Source organism: Pseudoalteromonas sp. SIMBA_162, assembly GCF_046535955.1.
GTDB lineage: Bacteria > Pseudomonadota > Gammaproteobacteria > Enterobacterales > Alteromonadaceae > Pseudoalteromonas > Pseudoalteromonas marina.
On record NZ_JAWJBQ010000010.1, the window covers coordinates 15,289 to 35,865 of the forward strand.

General features: G+C 40.9%; 18 protein-coding genes. 9 read left to right on the forward strand and 9 right to left on the reverse strand.

Going from position 1 to position 20,577, the window contains the following annotated elements; translation table 11 throughout:
• Positions 1-68: 68 nt before the first annotated feature.
• Both slmA and coaBC read right to left on the reverse strand, forming a co-directional pair.
• The gene (slmA, locus tag R0J88_RS09195; protein ID WP_006794533.1) at positions 69-656 is read right to left on the reverse strand and encodes a nucleoid occlusion factor SlmA; all 588 of its coding nucleotides are present in this window, start codon (positions 654-656) and stop codon (positions 69-71) included.
• Between the two features lie 100 nt (positions 657-756).
• Positions 757-1,950 carry a bifunctional phosphopantothenoylcysteine decarboxylase/phosphopantothenate--cysteine ligase CoaBC gene (coaBC, locus tag R0J88_RS09200; RefSeq protein ID WP_410899731.1) on the reverse strand — a complete coding sequence of 398 codons (1,194 nt, stop codon included), beginning with the start codon at positions 1,948-1,950 and terminating at the stop codon, positions 757-759.
• A gap of 143 nt (positions 1,951-2,093) precedes the next feature.
• Here coaBC and radC point away from each other — a divergent pair, with 143 nt between their 5' ends.
• The 3 genes from radC to rpmG all read left to right on the forward strand — a co-directional run bounded on the left by radC (position 2,094) and on the right by rpmG (position 3,442).
• Positions 2,094-2,768 carry a RadC family protein gene (gene radC / locus R0J88_RS09205; protein WP_008131137.1) on the forward strand — a complete coding sequence of 225 codons (675 nt, stop codon included), beginning with the start codon at positions 2,094-2,096 and terminating at the stop codon, positions 2,766-2,768.
• Between the two features lie 270 nt (positions 2,769-3,038).
• Positions 3,039-3,275 (forward strand): 50S ribosomal protein L28, encoded by a 237-nt coding sequence (rpmB, locus tag R0J88_RS09210; protein ID WP_006793236.1) that lies wholly within the window; start codon positions 3,039-3,041, stop codon positions 3,273-3,275.
• Between the two features lie 11 nt (positions 3,276-3,286).
• Complete coding sequence (gene rpmG, locus R0J88_RS09215) at positions 3,287-3,442, forward strand: 50S ribosomal protein L33 (protein WP_004587947.1); 156 nt, start codon at positions 3,287-3,289, stop codon at positions 3,440-3,442.
• A 321-nt stretch (positions 3,443-3,763) separates the two neighbouring features.
• Here the strand turns inward: rpmG and R0J88_RS09220 are convergent, their stop codons facing one another.
• Positions 3,764-5,899, reverse strand: a complete 2,136-nt coding sequence (locus R0J88_RS09220; protein ID WP_410899732.1) for a S8 family peptidase — start codon at positions 5,897-5,899, stop codon at positions 3,764-3,766.
• 331 nt (positions 5,900-6,230) lie between these two features.
• Here R0J88_RS09220 and R0J88_RS09225 point away from each other — a divergent pair, with 331 nt between their 5' ends.
• Both R0J88_RS09225 and R0J88_RS09230 read left to right on the forward strand, forming a co-directional pair.
• Positions 6,231-7,415 carry an NAD(P)/FAD-dependent oxidoreductase gene (locus R0J88_RS09225; RefSeq protein WP_410899733.1) on the forward strand — a complete coding sequence of 395 codons (1,185 nt, stop codon included), beginning with the start codon at positions 6,231-6,233 and terminating at the stop codon, positions 7,413-7,415.
• A 73-nt stretch (positions 7,416-7,488) separates the two neighbouring features.
• On the forward strand, positions 7,489-8,400 hold the full coding sequence (locus tag R0J88_RS09230; protein WP_410899734.1) for a tetratricopeptide repeat protein: 912 nt from the start codon (positions 7,489-7,491) through the stop codon (positions 8,398-8,400).
• A gap of 3 nt (positions 8,401-8,403) precedes the next feature.
• On the opposite strand, the gene R0J88_RS09235 is transcribed toward R0J88_RS09230, so the two are convergent.
• From R0J88_RS09235 to R0J88_RS09255, 5 genes are all read right to left on the reverse strand, one after another.
• Positions 8,404-8,685, reverse strand: a complete 282-nt coding sequence (locus tag R0J88_RS09235; protein ID WP_410899735.1) for a hypothetical protein — start codon at positions 8,683-8,685, stop codon at positions 8,404-8,406.
• Positions 8,682-8,822, reverse strand: coding sequence for a hypothetical protein (locus R0J88_RS09240; protein ID WP_410899736.1), 141 nt, complete (start codon positions 8,820-8,822; stop codon positions 8,682-8,684). The genes R0J88_RS09235 and R0J88_RS09240 overlap by 4 nt, the downstream gene beginning before the upstream one ends.
• Positions 8,823-9,057: 235 nt before the next feature.
• Positions 9,058-10,257, reverse strand: coding sequence for an AGE family epimerase/isomerase (locus R0J88_RS09245; RefSeq protein ID WP_410899737.1), 1,200 nt, complete (start codon positions 10,255-10,257; stop codon positions 9,058-9,060).
• Complete coding sequence (locus tag R0J88_RS09250) at positions 10,254-11,231, reverse strand: carbohydrate kinase family protein (RefSeq protein WP_410899738.1); 978 nt, start codon at positions 11,229-11,231, stop codon at positions 10,254-10,256. The genes R0J88_RS09245 and R0J88_RS09250 overlap by 4 nt, the downstream gene beginning before the upstream one ends.
• Positions 11,232-11,247: 16 nt before the next feature.
• Positions 11,248-12,549, reverse strand: coding sequence for an MGH1-like glycoside hydrolase domain-containing protein (locus R0J88_RS09255; protein WP_410899739.1), 1,302 nt, complete (start codon positions 12,547-12,549; stop codon positions 11,248-11,250).
• Positions 12,550-12,746: 197 nt separating this feature from the next.
• Between R0J88_RS09255 and R0J88_RS09260 the strand changes: the two genes are divergently transcribed.
• From R0J88_RS09260 to R0J88_RS09275, 4 genes are all read left to right on the forward strand, one after another.
• Positions 12,747-15,188 carry a TonB-dependent receptor gene (locus tag R0J88_RS09260; protein WP_410899740.1) on the forward strand — a complete coding sequence of 814 codons (2,442 nt, stop codon included), beginning with the start codon at positions 12,747-12,749 and terminating at the stop codon, positions 15,186-15,188.
• Between the two features lie 185 nt (positions 15,189-15,373).
• Positions 15,374-16,954 (forward strand): sodium:solute symporter, encoded by a 1,581-nt coding sequence (locus R0J88_RS09265; protein ID WP_410899741.1) that lies wholly within the window; start codon positions 15,374-15,376, stop codon positions 16,952-16,954.
• Between the two features lie 10 nt (positions 16,955-16,964).
• Positions 16,965-18,206 (forward strand): glycerate kinase, encoded by a 1,242-nt coding sequence (locus R0J88_RS09270; protein WP_410899742.1) that lies wholly within the window; start codon positions 16,965-16,967, stop codon positions 18,204-18,206.
• A gap of 73 nt (positions 18,207-18,279) precedes the next feature.
• Positions 18,280-19,437, forward strand: a complete 1,158-nt coding sequence (locus R0J88_RS09275) for an ROK family transcriptional regulator (protein WP_410899743.1) — start codon at positions 18,280-18,282, stop codon at positions 19,435-19,437.
• Between the two features lie 124 nt (positions 19,438-19,561).
• On the opposite strand, the gene R0J88_RS09280 is transcribed toward R0J88_RS09275, so the two are convergent.
• Positions 19,562-20,488: a manganese-dependent inorganic pyrophosphatase gene (locus R0J88_RS09280; protein WP_010556607.1), complete on the reverse strand. Its 927-nt coding sequence runs from the start codon at positions 20,486-20,488 to the stop codon at positions 19,562-19,564.
• Positions 20,489-20,577: the final 89 nt, after the last annotated feature.

A 20,577-nucleotide genomic window follows, 5' to 3' on the forward strand; every position in this document is an offset into this window, starting at 1 on the left:
CAGGTATAAACGATAAAACGACCATTTGGTCGTTTTATTTAAAAAATAATTCAGTGGGTATGATTATGTTAGAGCCAAATTTTTTGCAATTCAGGCCATTGTTTTTCAAATTGCACGCTTGGCTTAGTTTTAAAGTCACTGCGCACAAATTGATTCATTTTTCCTTCAACATAGGCAAGTAAAAAGTTAGCCAGTGTAAGCTCATCGCTTTGGAAGTTTTTACCTTCACGGAGCTTACGTTCTCTGAGTACTTGTTTAAGTTGGGTCTCTAATTTCTCAAAAAAGCTTTGAACGCGTTCACGTAAGCGCTCTTGTTCACCTTGCAGCGCATCACCGGTTAAAATACGAGTAATACCAGGGTTTTTTTCGGCAAATGTTAAAAGTAAAAGTAAAATATTATAAACACGGGTTTGGCTTTCTTTTTCGTTTTCTAAAATAAGGTTAATGCGCGATAAAAGAGTGTCTTCAATAAACTCGATTAAGCCTTCAAACATGCGCGCTTTGCTAGGAAAATGACGATACAGAGCCGCTTCAGATACACCAACCTCAGCAGCTAGTTTAGCTGTGGTGATACGTTGACCAGGGCTTGTTTCTAACATTTGTGCGAGTGCTTGCAGTATTTGCTCTTTGCGATTACTTCTTTTTGTCGCAGGCATGAACATTCCTTTTTTATTAGTTATTCTTGGCTGGGGTTAATCATTTTTTGTTCAAATGAAAAGCATATGTTAATGTTTTATTCAGTTTGTTTCCAGCCTTTTATAGATGTTTAGCCAGCTGTTCGATCACTTTTAAAGCAATTGTACTTTTACTGCTAACGGGCAATTCTAACTGTTTATTTTGCCAATACAGAGTCAACGCGTTTTGATCAGAATTAAACCCTAAACCACTTTGCGATACATCGTTTGCGCATATCATATCTAGGTTTTTATTAACTAATTTACCTTTAGCATAACTCTCAACGTTTTGCGTTTCAGCGGCAAAACCTACAGTGTAAGGGCGGTTTTTTTCTATATTAGCAACCGCTGCAATTACATCTGGGTTTTTAACTAACGTTAGTGTTAGCTCGTCGCCTTGCTTTTTCATTTTTTGAGTTGCTACTTCGCCAGCTCTGTAATCGGCAACAGCTGCGCAGCCAATAAACGCATCCGACTGCGGTGCATATACTAGTGCTTCATTTAATAGTTGCTCTGCGCTTTCTATATTTATTAGGTTTGCACCAATAGGTGCTTTAATAGTTACAGGGCCAGAAATTAAATTAACGTTAGCACCGAGTAACAACGCGGCTTCTGCAAGTGCGTAACCCATTTTTCCAGAACTATGGTTTGATATAAACCTAACAGGGTCAAGCGGCTCACGGGTTGGGCCTGCAGTGATAGTAATTGTTTTACCAGCTAAAATTTGAGGAGGTTGGTTTTCAACACATAACGCTACAAGCTCATGTGGTTCAAGCATACGTCCTGAGCCGACATCTCCACACGCTTGCTCTCCTTTACCCGGGCCCCAAATAAGTACGTTACGCGCTTTCAAGGTGGCTAGGTTTGCTTGCGTTGCAGCATGTGCATACATTTGCTGGTTCATAGCTGGGGCTATTGCAACTTTTGCTGGGGTCGCAAGTAGTAAAGTCGTCAGTAAGTCGTCTGCAATGCCGGTCGCCATTTTTGCAATGATATTACATGTTGCAGGAGCGACTAAAATAAGATCAGCCCACTTGGCAAACTCAATGTGTCCCATCGCGGCTTCAGCGGCAGGGTCGAGCAATGAATCCGATACTATCTCACCGCTAACGGCTTGCATTGTGAGTGGCGTAATAAAATGCTTAGCTGACTCAGTCATGACAACTTTTACTTCACAACCATGCTCTTTTAATCGTCTTACGAGCTCAGCGCATTTATAGGCTGCAATTCCACCGCTAATACCCAGTACAATTTTTTTGTTTGTTAACGTCATCATGGTTGTCTGTCAATCTTATTAAATATGGCGCCTAAAATAACAAATCTTTACTCGTTCAGCTAAGTTTTTAATTTAAAATTACAAGCTAAATTTTTATTTTGCATTACATTTATAAGACACATGAGTTATTCAAGGATGAAAAAATGCAACTAACTTCACTGCCCAATGCTCAACGCCCACGTGAAAAGCTTATCGAAAAAGGCGCTAAAGCGCTAAGTGATGCAGAGCTCCTCGCCATATTTTTACGTACCGGGTTGCCGGGGATGAACGTAATAGAGTTGGCTCAGCACTTACTGAACGAAAATAAAACATTACATAACTTGTTTAATGCCAGCATGGACGAATTTTGTTCGCAAAAAGGATTGGGAACGGCGAAGTATGTTCAATTACAAGCGGTACTTGAATTAAGTCAGCGTTATATGCAGGAGCGCTGCCAACGAGATGCCGTGTTTAACTCCCCTAATTCAGTATACGATTACCTAACCATTCAAATGCGGGGTCTACAGCAAGAGGTATTTATGGTGCTTTATCTTGATAGTCAAAACCGCTTAGTAAAAGATGAGATTCTTTTTTACGGCACAATAAATGCCGCAAGTGTGTATCCGCGGGAGGTTGTTAAAGCGGCACTTAAAAATAATGCAGCGGCTGTTATCTTTGCTCATAACCATCCAAGTGGGATTGCTGAACCAAGCCAAGCAGATAAGCTTATTACCAATAAATTGCAGCAAGCACTGCAATTAGTAGACATAAATGTGCTTGACCATATCATTGTGGGAGGTGAAACGTGTGTTTCGTTTGCCGAGCGTGGCCTTATTTAACTCTCTTTAATATAGAAATGTGCTAAAAATGAGCGGTTTAATACATTTTAGCAAATTAGTTTAATTTAAATGCAGTTTTTACTTTCCCTAAGGGCATTCGATCTTTATAATTGGCCGCTATCAAATTTACATATGAGCTGGTTGGATAGATCAGTATTTGATCTTTGCCTGTAAAAGCTGTATAAAGAGCGCCCTTCGATTTATCTAGGGCAGAAATACACGGCCTTAGATTAAATTAAGCTCGAGCGAAGTTATTGGAGATATATAGACATGTCTAAAGTATGTCAAGTTACAGGTAAGCGTCCAGCGGTTGGTAACCACCGTTCACACGCGAGAAACGCGACTAGACGTCGTTTCCTACCTAACCTACAAACACACCGTTTTTGGGTTGAAAGTGAAAAACGTTTTGTAACATTACGCACTACTACTAAAGGTATGCGTATTATCGATAAAAAAGGCATCGACGCGGTTCTTACAGAAATCCGTGCTCGCGGCGAAAAAGTTTAAGGAACTGAATCATGCGCGATAAAATCCGTTTAGTTTCAACTGCCGGTACTGGTTTTTTCTACACTACTGACAAAAACAAACGTAACATGCCTGAAAAGATGGAAATCAAAAAGTTCGATCCTAAGGCTCGTAAACACGTGATTTTCAAAGAAGCTAAAATCAAGTAATTTTAGTTTTTTAGAATTTAAAAACCCAGCTTAGGCTGGGTTTTTTGTTTTCTGGTGATAAGTTAGTAATATATTTGAACTAATACGTATGTTCATTAGCAACGATACCTAACTAGTTTTAGGGAATAAAACCGATATTTTTCGTTTAATCTTTATATAAAACAGGTATATAACAAAGCTTCCTCTATTGATTGACGAGGCTTAGTTGTCTAAAAATAGCTCGTTAGTATTAAGCCTCATTAAACTAAAAATTACCTTATTCACAAAAAAGGCCAAACAGTCAGTTTGGCCTTTGCTATCCCAAAGATTATGAAATTACTATTATGGTTGGTATTGTCCGCTAATAGTTAAACCAGAGAAGGTTCTGTAAGCATTTACACTTAAATGCCATGTACCGGCTTGTGGGTTATTAAAGGTACATGTTTCAGCATTACCATTTTTATATGGACGACAGTCGTAGCTAGACGATGTTGGCTGACTACCAAACTTCACAAATAAATCAGCATCACCTGTGCCACCAGAAGTAGTCACAGTAAATGAAGACATACCTGCAGGCACATCTAGTGTGTAGTGTTTCCACTGACCAGCACTGGCACTTACGTCACTAACAGTACCACCACCTGCTTCAGGTGTGCCTGAGCCGCCACCAGGAGATGCACCTGTGATATTACCTACCAAGCTAACACCAGAGTAGGCAGAGTAACCACGAAGCATTACATGGTATGTACCTGCCGTTGGATTATCGATAGAACATTCTTCGCTGTTGCCGCCTTTGTACGGACGACAGTCGTAGCTTGATGTAGTTGGTTGGCTGCCAGCACGAACGTATAGATCGGCATCACCTGTACCACCGCTCATTGTAAACGTCACATTGGTTGCTCCGCTTGGTACGGTCATGGTGTAAAAATATTGTGCGTTAGCACCACCGCTTAAGCCTGTTTTAGCTTCGCCATCAACAAGTTCATTATCACCTGTTGTAGGTGGTGTTGTACCGCCACTTGCTGCGGCAACAGCAGCTGCTGCATCAACAATACCTGTACCACAGTTGTTACATGTTGCAGGGAATGAGCGAGTAGACGATTTTAAAATACTCTCAATTTCATCAGGCGTAGCATTTGGTTTTGCTTGCTTGATAAGTGCAGCTACACCCGCTACGTGCGGAGCGGCCATAGATGTACCTTGAGAGAATGAATAGCTATCGGTTGATGGAGAAGAAGATCCCGAGTTATACGTAGACAGAACACCTTCAGAATCGTTAGCAAAGCTTTGTGCACCACCGGGTGCAGCAACATCAATGTTACTACCGTAGTTTGAGTAATAAGCACGGCCACCATTTCGACCAACTGATGCTACATTAACAACACCGTTACAGTTACCTGGGTTGTAGTTTGCTGAGTTATCGTTATCGTTACCTGCTGCAATAACTACAACAGCGCCATTGTTGCGAGCTGTATTGATTGCATTTTGTGTTGTAGAACTACAAGAGCCACTTCCGCCTAAGCTCATGTTAATAACATCAGCTGGGTTAGGGTTTCCAGGGATGCCCGATACGTTACCGCCAGATGCCCAAATAATGCCGTCGGCAATATCAGACGTTAAACCACCACATTTACCAAGTACACGTACTGGAACTACTTTTGCGTCATAAGCAACACCGGCAACGCCTTCACCATTATTTGTAACGGCTGCAACAGTACCCGCAACGTGCGTACCATGCCAGCTAGACCCTTGCGCACCATTATTACCACATTCGCCGGCTGCTACTGCATCGCCCGGATCACGTGCATCGCTATCACGGCCGCCGCCATCGTTAGCAACTGATAGGTTAGAAATCATATCGTAACCTGGCAAAATATTAGCGTTTAAATCGGCATGAGGGCGGTAACCTGTATCAAGAACAGCCACTACTACACCACTACCTGTTGCGGTGTCCCAAGCTGTTGGTAAGTTCAGACCGCCAGCTTGCTCATAGTAGTGCCACTGGTCGCCATAGCGCGGATCGTTAGGTGTCGCAAAAGGTTTTAACATTTGGTCAACTTCAATGTACTCAACGTTGCCTGAATCAACCATTTCTTGCATAAACTCTTGTGCTTCTGCTGCGCTAAGTTTTTTATCTGCTCGCATAACATGGTGGTTATTTAGTGCCATTGCGCGAATGTACTTTGCTTTAACTTTTCCTTTTTTAGAGGCAAAGTTTTTAACAAAGTTTTTTGCACGTGCTTTCATGTTTACAGGGCTTTCATCTGCAGTAGAGTAACTCAGTGCATCAACGTTGTTATTTTTATATTTAATGATGAATTGCGTTTCAAAGCCACTTTGATTTTGAAGTTTAGCTGTTGTATCAGCCACTGAAGGGCCAATTGCTTGTGCTGGGTTAGCCATGCTTGATGCAGTAGCAAAAAGCGTACTAATGGTAAGTGCTATTGCACACTTATTAAATGTTTTACTTGTTGTCATAATTTTCCCTAGATTTTTTTATTAGTTATATCGTGATGGATTGTCACAATGCAGGTACAAAGGTAAATTATGTGTTAATAAAGTTAAAATACTAAATCATTATGTCCCTATTTCATTTAGTTATAACGAGTGTTTTAAAGGGGTTTGTCATTGTTTTGTATTTGTCATATAAAATAAAAATGATATAAAGGTACTGCTTTTTGATTTGTTTTTTTAATACTTTTAAAAAGTAGAAAGTATATTTATTGTGTTATTTGTAATAATGAATTCTGTACATTGCTGGCGATTAAATTTTGCTATAATCGAGCAAATTGTTAAGTGAGATAAATAGATGACCCAGGTAGATGTAATTGTAATTGGCGCGGGAGCGGCTGGATTAATGTGTGCAGCACAAGCTGGATACCGAGGCCGACGTGTTACAGTACTTGATATGGGTAAAAAGCCGGGTCGTAAAATTTTAATTAGTGGTGGCGGGCGCTGTAATTTTACAAATGAGAATGCAGCACCGGAAAATTACTTATGCAGCAATCCACATTTTGTTAAATCATGTTTGAGCCGTTATACGCAATATGACTTTATTGAGCTGGTGGACCGCCACGGTTTGGCATACCATCATAAAACGTTAGGCCAGCTGTTTTGTGATAATAGTGCGCAAGATATTGTTAATATACTTCTTACTGAATGCGAGTGGGCAGGTGTAAATATAGCCTTGCGCAGTGAAGTGATTAATGTACAAAAAACAGAGTCGGGTTATAGCGTTACCACAGAGCAAGAGACCTTACATTGCGAGTCGTTAGTGGTTGCGTCGGGTGGGCTTACTATGCCCAAGCTTGGTGCTACACCTATTGGTTATAAAATTGCTGAGCAGTTTGGTTTAAACGTACTACCTACTATGGCCGCGCTTGTACCATTTACCCTTCACCAACACGACAAAGAACGCTTTGAAGGGTTATCAGGCGTTAGCATACCGTGCGAAGTAACAAGTGAAGACGGCACCACATTTAAAGAAAATATATTATTTACGCACCGTGGTTTATCTGGCCCCGCTATATTACAAATAAGTTCATTTTGGCGTGCAGGGCAGGCTGTTACTATTAACCTACTTCCAGAGCTAGATTTAAAACAGCAGCTTGCAGACTGGCGAGAAACGCAACCTCAAAAATCACTAAAAAATAGCCTAACGACAATATTGCCAAAACGGTTCATTGAAATACTACATGAAAGCAATGCAATACCCGATTGCAATATTAATCAGCTTACCCATAGTCAAATTGAAGACCTTGCTAACTACATTTATGCGTGGCAAATAAAACCCAACGGAACGGAAGGTTATAGAACTGCAGAAGTAACCCTGGGTGGTGTAAATACTGACGAACTAAGCTCTAAAACGTTTGAAGCCAAAAAAGCACAAGGCTTGTACTTTATAGGGGAAGTAACGGATGTAACCGGTTGGCTTGGAGGGTATAACTTTCAGTACGCTTGGAGCTGTGGATTTGCAGCCGGGCAATACGCGTAGTTATTTTATCCATTGTTAAATAGAGCACACTCATATTACACTTAAAGCTTATGTGGCTAATATGAGTGTTCTAATGCTGAAGCATGTTTTAATTGTTTTTTTGCTTTTATATGTAAGCATGGGTGCAAAAGCCTCTGAAAACTTAAGTGATCATGAAGTGTTTTGTATGAAAACAGACCAAGATTGCTTAACCTACATTCAATCTCGCCTTTTAAATACACAAAAGAACTCCTCTAATTGGTATAAATTGAAAACTTACGAGTTTGACTATTATTTTGATTATCAAAAATTCGATAATCTTCATAGCGCATTAAGCCCCTTTGTTGACCAAGAAGAATTACCCGGCGCATTTAAAATACAAGTTTATTTTTATTATGCTAAATCGCTTAATTACTTGGGTGATAAGCAACAAGCGAAAGCCTATGCGGCAAAAGCATTTGCTCAACTTGATGAAATTTATAATGTATTTGGTGATCCTTTAAGGCTTGTAGAGCTGGCTAATTTACAGCACATATTTGGCGATAAAAAAAAGGCACTAAGGGTATTGCTTGATGCCGAAAAGCGTTATGCAAAAAGTAGTGATGCTATTTTTCACTTTGAGCTGCACATCAATAAAGGGCACATTTATTACAATTGGCAACAGTACCCTCAAGCGATAGAAAGTAATTTAAAAGCCTACAACGCTATAAAAAGAACAAAACATCATGCTAAAACTGTAATTGCGCTAGGTAACTTAGCTTTTTCATATTTTAAGCATAATGATTTTAATAACGCAGTAAAATATTATAAAACTGCGTTCGACTACATCGAACCGGATAGCATTTACCAAGCAACCTATAGTTTACGTTTAGCGCAATCGTATTGGGAGTTGGGTAACAAAACACAAGCGGCTTTGTGGTTAAATAAAATAGATAGAACTAAAGTGGAATTCTCAAAAAGCCATGCAAAAGTTTATGAGAACTTGTTACATGAACTTAAAAATTGAGTTTTAGCAATTAGGTATTACCGCTTGATGAGGTTTATTAACTCCAGCGTAACGCGGGCCAAATATTTCTAAACCTTTAGGGCCTATAAATTCCTTTGGCGCTGGCAAAATTACAACGGCTACTTTCATGCCTACCTCGTAATTAGGATTAGTAATGGGTGTGCCTGTTTGGCTGTTAATACAGCATATTAAATCAGGAATGGTTACGTGCACTTCATCATTTAAAAACGCGGCCATGTTTTCGTTTTTAACCGTTATTAATAAACACCATAATTTACTGATCACTTTGAACTTTGATGTATTTCTAGGCCGGTGATAAAAGTGGGCAGCGAAAAGCTGAGCATTGCGGCTATGGCTGCAATACGCGGCCAAGCAACAAGTTCTTTGGGGTTAATTGTGTGAGGGTCATTCCCGTTAGGCATTGCCTGTTTCTCTTTTTTATTATCTTTTATATTACTATACGCCGCTGGCGTGCAAAATTTTTTATTATTAGGTGTTTATTCAAAATGTGAGGTTTAAAAAGTAGGGGGCGCACAAAATTATATTTTGTGGTGATTATTTTTAGGTGTTAAAGGCGTAATCATTTAGGCAAAAAAAACCGCCAAAAAGGCGGTTTAAAGGTCTACACAACACAATTAAATGTTTTACCATATTGGGTTATTTCAATAACGCCAACACATCAAAGCAGGCACCCATAGTATGGTAATCCGTTTTACCAATTGGGCTTTTCATGCTATCTATTTTTTTGTTATCTACGGTTAAAATTCTAAACCACGCACCGTATTGATGATCAACTAAGTGCTGCCACGAGTACTGCCAAATTTTGTCATACCACTGCTGGTATTTTTCATCCCCTGTGGTTTCATAAAGGTAGGCTGCACAACACAGTGTTTCGGCTTGTACCCAAAAGTACTTATCGTCATCACATATACTTTTATCTGGCGCAAACCCATAACAAATACCGCCGTGTTGTTTATCCCACGCAACGTTTATTGACTCATCAAATAAAGCTTTGGCGCGTTCTACAAGCCAGGTTTGTGGCTTATGCTTATTTAAAAACATCAGCAGTTTTGACCACTCAGTTTGGTGACCTGGTTGAAACCCCCACGGGCGAAATAAATTTTTAGGGTCGTTTTTGTTGTACTCTAAATCAACCTGCCAATTTATATCGTAGTGCTCCCAAATAAGCCCGCCCATTAAATTAGCTTGGCGATTAACCATGTTGTCGGCAAGTGTGAGTGCACGATTTGAAAATAGCTCATCTTGAGTTGCTTCATAAGCGGCAATAAGTGCTTCGCACGTATGCATGTTGGCGTTTTGGCCGCGATACGGGTCACACTCAGTAAAGTCACTGTTATGTTGATCTTTATATAAACCAGCCTTTGCATCCCAAAAATGTGTTTCCATTGTTTGAAATGTATCACTTAGGTATTCGCGCGCCTCTGTAACGCCTGCGCGGTACGCCCAGCTGTAGGCTAAAATAACAAATGCAAAACCATAGCAATGGTTTGTGTTATCAAGCACGGTGGCTTTACCTTGCTCAACACTCAGTAGCCAATTGTACCCACCGGTTTGTTCAACAAAATGATGCTTACGAATAAACTCAATACCCGATTTAACACGGCTAAGATACTTTTCGTCATTAAAGGTTTGGTACGCGCGTGCATAATTAAATACAAATCGAGTGGAGCTTACTAAATGGCGAGTTTGCTTATCAAACACCTCACCATCATCTGAAAAGTTTTGGTAAAAACCGCCGTGTTCATCGTCAATGTTTGGCTCATAAAACGCCAGTGTATCGGCAATGTGCTGCGTTAAAAACTCGCGGCTTTTAAAGTTGTCAGGTGTGTGACTCATAGTGCGCTCCTAAAATCGTTAAGCGATTTTTCGTTAGGTAAGGAGGTAAACGCTCCTTTGTAAGATGCGGCATGTGCACCACATAACGAAGCAAATTCAAATATAGTTGTTAGCGTATTAGGTTTGTCGCAAAGCCCGCTAAAACTTGCAGGCGTTAAATTTTGTAAGCCTAGCTGATACAGTAACCCACCTACAAATGCATCACCTGCTGCGGTGGCATCAACCATAGTTATTTTTTTTGGGATAAGCGTTTGCTTGGCATTTTTGGTATACCAGTGCATTGGGTTGCCTGCATCAGTAACTACAAATAACTCACAACCGTTATTAAGTGTGTGGGCAATAAATTCTTCACCCGTTTGCTCACCGGCTAAATACTCAAGCTCTTCTTTTGAGGCTTTAATAATAGAGCAGTGTTTTAGCAAGGGTAAAATGTGTTCACGCGGGTCGGCATTACTTGGCCATAAGTTTAGGCGCAAGTTAATGTCAAAACTGACAATTGAGTTATTTTGCTTGGCAAATTCAACCCCATACGCGGTAGTTTTACGTATGCGCTCGTCGGTTAAGGTATTTGAGCAAATATGAAAAATATCGCATTGCTCAAACCATTCACTGTTAAAGTCACTATTAGTAAAGTGCAGATCGGCGGTGTTATCGCGGTAAAACTCAAACGTACGGTCGCCGTCCTTATCAAGTGATACAAACGCAAGTGCGGTTTTAGCTTGGCTTGTAAAACGCATAAAGTCGGTTTTTACGCCTTGCTCTTTTAAAGCGTTATGTAAAAAATCACCAAAGCTGTCGGTGCTTAGCATGCCAGCAAAGTAAGCGTTACCACCTAGCTTTGCAATGGCTACGCTTACGTTTGCAGGTGCACCACCTGCAAATTTAGTAAATGCTTCGTGCTCGCTGTTGTTTTGACTTAATTTATCTGAGAGTAAATCAACCAGTACTTCACCAAAACATATTGTGTGTTTCATTATGCTGCCTTAGTTATTAATCAAGTAGCCAATGCAGTGCAATTGCTGCTGTCCATGAGAAGTCTTTACCACCACAGCCTGCGCCAGTTTCTGGGTTAAAGTATTCGTAGTAACCCGATTTAAGCACTAAGTCGCGGGTGTCATCCTGAATTTTTTCAGCGGTTGTCACAAAACCTGCTTCTTTAAGGCCTGTGGCTATCATCCAGTTAATGTGTAACCAAATAGGGCCGCGCCAGTAGCGCTGTGGTTCGTACTTTTCTTCTTTAGGGTGAGTAGAAGCCACACTAAATTGGCTCGACTCAATAAAGTCTTCAGTTGCGGTATTAATAATCTGAGTTTGCTCGTCAGTTGTTAAACCAGCATAAACAGTTAATAGTGCTGCTGAGGTTTTAACTTTAGCTAGGCTATTAGTTAGAATGTCTTTACAGTAAAAATACTGGCTTTGCTCACACCACAGGGTGTTAATAGATTGTGTTGTAAGCTCAGCACGTTGGGCTAAATAATCAGTGCGTGCATCGCTTAAATCTAGTTTTTCACCCATTTCGAGTAAATCTTTTGTGGCGCGATGTAAAATAGCAATAATACCTAGGTCGTTCATTTTGTAAGGGCTGGTCTCGTAAATCACTTTGCTGTCAAAGTTGTTACGTTTAAAAAAGTCTACTAGGTATAAAAAGCGGTCGTACTCACTTTTATGTGGGCGCTGCGACGAATCTACATGGCTTGTATCACGACGAGTGTACTCCCAATCAACACATGGCACGGCTTGGAGTGCGTCATCCCATGATGGGCTGTTATCCATGCCCGACTCCCACGGATGGTAAGTCACTACTAAACCTGTATTTTCAGGATCGCGGTCGTTGTACCACCATAAATGGTAATCAACAACTTTTGAGAATAATGCCTTAACTTTTTGCTCTGCAAGGGTTTTATCTTGTGCGCTTGCAAGCATTTCTTTCATTACTGTGGCCACAACGGGTGGCTGTGAAATAGACGTACTTTTAATTTTTTTGTCTGAGCCCCAAACATCAGGACCTGGGAAATACGTGTCGGCATCTTTATGAAATAAGATATGTGGCACCATACCGTCATCCCACTGACCTGAAAATAACACATCAATTTCTTGCCACGCACGCTCCTCATCAGACTTCATCCAACCTAGCGCAGTTATTGCTGAATCCCAGTTCCATTGAAACGGGTAAAGGCCATGTGTTGGTACTGTATAGCCACCTAAATCGTTTGCTATAAGTGTTTTAGTAGCAAGGTCTGCAAGTGATGAAGCTGTGACTGCATCAATTTTACTGCTGTTTATAGTAGTCATATTGGGTGCTCTTTGTGTGTTATTTTCGATTTATATAATACTAAAGCACTCATTATGGGTTGTAAATGTTTTTTTTCTGTGCTTAAATCCTGTTCGAAGTAACAAAAAACTAACATGTATATCTTGATTATTTTTATTTTACTTAGCCACACTCTAAGTAAATACACACTGACAACTAGCACAATTGGAGAATACCCGTGAATAAAACAACGATCGCCTCTATTGTATCTTTATGCCTCGCACAGGGCGCGTTTGCCGCAGAAGAGTCTGCGCCAGATACAGCAAAAAAAGCTAATAACGTTGAGCGTATTATCGTCTCTGGTACCAGTAAAGGGCGTGTAATTTCAGACACTCCACAATCTGTAACCTCAATTAGCGAAGACGAATTAGTAAAGCTTTCATCAAGCAGCCAAGCAGATGTACTTCGTTACATCCCAGGTATTAAAGTAGAAGGGGGCGGTGGTGAGGTTGCAACAAACCTACAAGTAAGGGGCTTACCTTCGTCGGGTCAGTTTCAGTTTACGCCACTGTCGTACGACGGTTCACCTAGTTTGAGTGTTTTTGGCTTAAACTCGTCGGCATTTGATGTCTACTACCGTAATGACTTAGGTATTGAGCGTGTAGAGTTTGTACGTGGTGGTGTATCTAACTTATTTGGCCAAGGTTCTGTAGCGGGTATTATTAACTACATTTCTAAAACAGGCAGTGATGATCCGCAAAGTACCGTGCAAATGGAGCTATCTGATCAGGGTCGTACTCGTTTAGATTTTGCTACAAGCGGGCCGCTTAACGAAGATGGCCTTTACTATGCGCTATCGGGGTTTTACCGTTACGACGAGGGCCCGTTAGATACAGGACTTGAGACTAAAGGTACTCAGCTTCGCGGTAATATTCGTAAAGAATTTGATGACGGCTCAGGCTCATTTACAGTTTATGGCCAATACATTGACGATCAAGCGCAGTTTTACCTTCCTATTCCGCTTGATGGTAACAGCCGTGAGCGTTTAATTGGTAACGATGGACGCGAAGTGGAGTCATTACAAACAGCTAATGTATCTAACCTCTCTTACGATACTGCCAATGGTCGTTATGAATCGCCAATTAGTGATGGTGTGGTAACTAAAGGTGGCTCAATCTCGGTCGTATTTGAAAAAGAGCTCGCTAACGATTTTGCTATTAACATGCGCAGCAAATACGCAAAGTACCAGCACGAATTTAACCTATTTTTAGATGGCGACGGTATTATTAACGTCCCTGAGAGCCAAGAAGACTTTTTAGCTAACCGTGGTTTAGGTGATGCAAGTGGTGCAGCGTTTACTTATACTGCATCGGGTCAGGCACTGGCAAGCGATGACTTATTATTTGCTAATCGTATTTTAGATAGAGACCGCCCAGCAGAAGATTTTTCTGCCGAATTTAATATTATTAAAAGTATTTTTGTTGGCGATTTTAGCCACGATATCACGGTAGGTACGTTTTTCTCACACAGTGAAGCCGATGACGATAACGTTATTACGACCTACTTAGGTGAGTTTAACAATAACCCAAAGCTGGTTGATTTAACGTACACCAATGCCGATGGCGATGTTGTTCAGTACACACAAAATGGCATTAGTGGGCCTGGTATTTCATACACTAACCAAACTATTAGCGCTACGCGCCGTGCACTTTACATAGCGGATCAAATGGAAAGCGATGATTGGATTATCGACTTTGGTGTACGCTATGAAGAAATAGACGGCAAAATTAGCCGTGAAGGCAGACAAGTTGTACAAATTTCTGATGCTCTATCACTTGCGCCTAATTTACAGGTAAACACCACAGGCAGTGGTGTAATGACCTACGGTGAGGTAGACACCTCTGAATTTGCGGTATCGGGTGCGGCGTTATATCGCTTAACTGATAATTTAAATGTATATGCCAATGCGTCTCGCGGGTTTTTCTTCCCAGAAATTAGAGGTATTCAGTTTAACGATTTAGGCGAGCCTGCCAGCTACGAAGCCGAAATTGTTGAGCAAGGCGAGCTAGGTGTTAAGTTTTTTGATAACGACTTTAGCGGTAGCGTTGCTTTATTTAGAACCGACTTAAAAGACAGGCGCAGCGTAGACTTTGTAAACGATGGTAACGGGGGCGTATTAGAGCTGCCAGTTATGCAATCGACCAAAGCAACGGGTGTGGAGCTTACTGGTCGTTACGATATTACCGACGAGTGGGCTGTTGATGCCAACATGACCTACACCGACCACGAATTTACTGAGTTTGATTCAGACTCTTCTATTATTGGCAACGAGTTACGCCGTAAACCGAAAATATTATTTAACTCATCTATCAGTTATACCGCAGATAACTGGGATGCATCGATTTACCATAACTTTACCGGTAAAAACTATGCTAACGACTCGAACTCGGTAGAGCTTGATTCATTTCACTTATTTAGGTTTGATGCAGGTTATAACTGGCAAATTGCACCAGAGCAAACAGTACGCTTAAGCGTAGGGGTATTTAACTTGTTTGACTCTGATGGTGTAACCGAAGGCTCGCCGCGTTTAGGTAATAGCCAAACGTCAGACAACCCATATTTTGTAGGTCGCCCAATTCTCCCACGACGCGTTACTTTAAGAGTTAAGTACGACTTTTAAATAAATGCTTTATGCCTATTAACCTACTTTGGGGTTAATAGGCTTTTTGCATTGTGATGCAATTTTCAGCTAAGTTAGTGATAGGCTTGTTTTTAGGTACTTTTTAGAAGTAAGCAAATAGCAAATTTGGTTTTTTATTTTTGAGAAGGCGCTGTGTTTTCTTAATGTGAATACGCGAAATAATTATGAATATATTAGATTTTTCAATAGTTGCTCTCTACCTTGGTGCCTTATTGGTAATGGGGTTTATGCTACGCGAACAAACCAATAAAAGTGATTACTTTTTAGGAGGCAAAAGCTTAGGATGGAAACCGCTGGCTTTGTCGGTAATGGCCACTCAGCTTTCGGCTATTAGCTTTATTTCGGCTCCTGCATTTGTTGGTTTGCGTGAAGGCGGTGGTATGCAATGGCTCTCGTATGAGTTAGGTGTACCGCTGGCGATGATTTTAATTTTAGCGACTATTTTACCTAAGCTTTATAAAAGCGGTATTGTCAGTATTTACGATTACTTAGAAATGCGTTTTGGCCGCTCAACCCGTGTGCTTATTAGTGTGGTATTTCAGTTTAGCCGCGCATTTGCCACCGGTATTATGATTTATGCAGTATCGCTTATTTTACAAGGCACCATGGGCATAGAAGCGTGGCAGGCTATTGTGCTTACCGGCGTGATCACGGTGTTATATTCACTACAAGGCGGTATGAAAGCGGTTGTGTATGGTGATGCCATTCAAATGATCATCATTGTACTTGGCACCATTGCCTGTATTGGTTTTGGGCTTTATCACTTAGGTGGCGTTGATACCTTTATTGCAAATGTTGATTCGAGCCGATTAGAAGCTATAAAGCTTGATTCGTTTGGCTTTAGTGGTGACGGCTTTGGCTTTTTACCTATGATTTTTGGTGGTGTAGTACTTTACGCTTCTTACTACGGGTGTGACCAAACGCAGGCACAGCGTGCCCTTAGTGCAAAAGATCCTAAAAACTTGCGCTACATGATTTTAGCCAACGGGGTAGTGCGTTTTCCTATTACTATTTTATATTGTGTGTCGGGTTTAATTGTAGGCACACTGGCTATGACTAATCCTGACTTTTTAGCAAAAATTCCAGCCGATAACCCAGATTGGATGATGCCAATATTTATTTTAGATTACTTGCCGCATGGCCTAATTGGTTTATTAGTTGTAGCTATTTTATCGGCGGCTATGTCGTCACTCAGCTCAGCTATTAACTCGCTTTCGGCGGTCAGTATTGAAGATTACAGCCGTATTTCTAATAAAGAGCTAGACCAACCAACGTATTTAAAACTGGCTAAGTACTTAGGCTTAGCATGGGGCGCAATTACGCTTGTGTTATCACTTTTTGCTGGTGACATAGCGCCCACTATTATTGAAGCAATTAACAAAGTGGGCTCACTATTTTATGGCCCAATACTCGCAGTATTTTTAATAGCAGTGTTAAGTAAGCGAAGTGCTGCCCTGCATGCAAATATAGGCTTAATTAGTGGTGTACTAATTAACTTGTTGGTGTCGATATTTGCGCCTGATGTATTTTGGTTTTGGTGGAACTTCATTGGCTTTGTAAGCACTGCAATTATTATTTATGTAACCAGTCGCGTTATTCCTCGTGAAGTAAACGAAGTCGCTAAAGCGCAAAACGCTGCGACAATCTCAAACTCTATTTTAACCGGTAAAGATATCGTTATGCTGCTGAGCATGTTTGTAGTGATGATATTAATTTGCTTTGCTATTCCTTCAATTTTTTCGTGAGCTTTGACTAATGGATGCTAACAAGTCGTTTTTAATCGATTTATTTACCACTGCGGTAAATGCCTGTAAACCGAGTGATTGCATGAGCAAGTACTTAAAAAATATAGATGCCAGCAATGGCTTATGTGTAGTAGGTGCAGGTAAAGCGGCCGCAGAAATGGCCGCTGAGGTTAATCGCTTTTATGGTGATAAATGCTTTGGCGCTGTAGTGACGCGTTATGGCTATGAAAGTGATAGCGATACTGGGCGCATAAAAGTACTTAGCGCTAACCACCCAACACCTGACGATAACAGTTTAGCAGCAGGTAAAGCGCTGTTAGAGCTGGTAAAAAATAACCCTGCCGATATTCCTATTTTGTTTATTATTTCGGGTGGCGGTTCGTCATTGATGTGTCTGCCTGTTGATGATGTACCGTTTGCGAAAAAGCAGGCGCTTAATCAGTTTTTACTTAAAAGTGGTGCAAGTGTTGATGAAATTAATGTTGTGCGTAAACAACTCTCGCTTGTTAAAGGCGGTAAGTTAGCGCAAGCGGCTAAATCGGATTATGTAACGCTGATTATTTCTGATGTAGTAGGCGATAAGCCAAGCGATATTGCCTCAGGCCCTACTGTTAGCGATGGCAGCACTAAAGCTGATGCACTGGCTATTTTACAAAAGTACAATTGGCCAGTCATAAGTGAGATTGAAGCCCATTTACTAAAACCTGAGCAAGCGGGTGCAGCCGATACAGTTGGGGAGCACTTTATTGTAGCTAATGCGCAGCACGCCATAGATAGCGCAATAAATGTAGCAGAGCATCAAGGTTGGGATACGCAAGTACTTGGATACGATATTCAAGGAGAGGCGAAAGACGTTGCCCTAGCCCACGCTAAAATTGCCCTTGAGCAAAAAGAACAAGGCAAGCGGGTTATGTTGTTCTCAGGTGGCGAGCTTACAGTAACTGTTGCCGATGTATATGGCGATGGCGGCCCCAATCAAGAGTATTTAATGGCACTGGCTGATGCGCTAAACGGCGAAGCCGGTATTTATGCAATAGCGTGCGATACCGATGGCGTTGACGGTAGTAAAGACGTTGCTGGTGCGTACATAGATTGCAGTACGATTGCTCGCGCACAAGCCGCCGGGGAGAACTTACAAGCGCAGTTACAAGGTCACAACAGCTATCAATTTTTTAAAGCTATTGATGATTTAATTATTACTGGGCCAACAAACACTAACGTTAACGATTTTAGAGTGATTGTGATTGAGTAGGCGCTGCGCCATACTTGTTCTTTATAGTGGTTTAACGTAATCTTGAGCTCCAATTTTATTAGGGTTAATAGCTATGTTTTCGCTAAATAACAGTAAGTTATTACGCTCAGGTTTTGAGCTTGGAAAAGGCGATAAGCTTTTTCAAGACATTGAGCGTGATATTATTAAAGTGGTGTTTTGGGAGCAATACGTAACACAAAGCCATATTGTGAGCGCAACCCGAATTCCGCAGCAAACTGTCTCGCGTTTACTTAAGTCGTTAACTCAGCACGGCGTAATAGTGCAAACCGATACGCTTATTCCTAATAAAAAAGGCAAACCTGGGTTTGGCATTGCGCTAAACCCTGATTACGGGTTTACCTTTGGTTTAGCTATTTTGCTTGATGCCATTTCACTTGCGGTTATGGATTTTACTGGCAAAGTGGTTTACACCCACATGCAGCTAATGTCGGATATGAGCATCAATAACGTGCTTAAATGCGCGAAAAAGCTGGTGGATGACATAAGCGCAGAACGCGATATTCCAAGCGATAAAATACTGGGTATGGGCGTGGGTATTTCAGGTTTTTTTAGTTCTATGGATGGCAAAATGAATACCCACCATATGCTAGAAGAGTGGTCGCAAGTTGATATTATCGATATTGTATCGCAGTGTTTTCAGCTACCTACTTGGGTGGTTAACGACGCCACAGGCGCAGCTGCAGGCGAGGGCGTTGCAGGTATTGGCCGTGAATATAAAAACTTTGTATATATGTTTGTATCGGCGGCATTTGGTGGCGGTATAGTTAATAACGGCGACGTACTGCGTGGTACATACGGTAACGCTGGCGAGCTTGGCGATATGCTACCGCCTAAACTATATGCTCATCCAAATTTAGAGTTACTGAAACGTATTTTGAAAAAAAATGGCGTAGCGGTTGATTCAATTTACGATCTACACGATAACTTTGACCCAGAATGGCCAGGCGTAGAAGAGTGGCTATTTAAAGTTCAAGATTCATTTGATCTAGTAGCAACCTGTTGCTCGGCGTTATTAGATGCAGAAGCGATTATTATTGGCGGCCATATACCTAAAGAGCTGGCTGAAAAAGTGATAGCACGTACTGAGGTTTACGCGCAATTTAGACGAGGTGCTAAACGCCCAATGCCTAAGCTGGTGGTGTCTAATATTGATAATTTTCCGGTGTCGATAGGCGCAGCAACATTGCCATTTAGAGAGCTGTGTTTGTAGCGTTTTCTTATCTTAAAATAAATCGCGTAATTTAGCGATTTGGTACTGTAACCGTAAATTTAAAAACAAAAAAGCCGATAATGCCTATGCAATATCGGCTTTTTAGTGTTATTTATTAAAGCTATTAGGCTTTAGCAAAGGCATCTTGTAGTGGAGGTACTACTTGCTTTTTACGGCTTAATACACCATCTAACCATACTTTATCATTTTCTGGTTTTACGCCGTAAGCCTGCTCAACTAAGTTTGCATCGTCAGATACAATTAGCATTTGTGAGCCTTCTTTCATAATATCGGTAAGCAGCAAAAATACTGAGTGACGATTACCTTCGGCTTTAAGCTTTGCAATATCAGCTTCAAGGTCAGCTTTAATATCGTCAAACACAGCAAGGTCGATTACTTCTAGTTGGCCAATACCTACTAGGTTACCGTTCATGTTGAAATCTTTAAAGTCACGCATAACTAAGTCACGTGCAGGTGTATCTTCTACTGCAGACTTAACGCGGAACATATCCATGCCTAGTTCTTTAAAGTCTTCAACACCCGCAATTTCAGCAAGTGCTTCAACACATTTAATATCGGCAGTGGTACATGTAGGTGATTTAAATATTACGGTGTCGCTTAAAATTGCACACATCATAATACCTGCGATGTCTTTAGGGATTTCTACGCTGTAAAAATCGTACATCATTTTAATAATGGTATTTGAGCAGCCAACAGGACGGATCCAACATTCAAGCGGAGTAGATGATGTTAAGTCACCTAATTTATGGTGATCTACCACGCCAACAACACGGGCTTGGTCGATATCATCAGGTGCTTGTGTTTTTTCTGTGTGATCGACAATATAAACATCTTCACCCGCGTAGCTTAGTTTAAGCTCAGGTGCTTCGAAGCCAAATTTATCAAGGATAAATTGAGTTTCTGGTGAAACTTCACCAAGACGAGTTGGTATTGCCGGCTCATCAATTTGGTTTTTTAAATAAGCCAGTGCAATTGCACCACAAATAGAATCTGAATCTGGGATTTTATGGCCCACTACATACATAGACATTGACGGAACTCCTTTAAATTTGCCGATATTCTAACAAAGTCTGCGCCCTTTAACATATAGACAGTGCAATTAAGTTTTAGTTACACTTT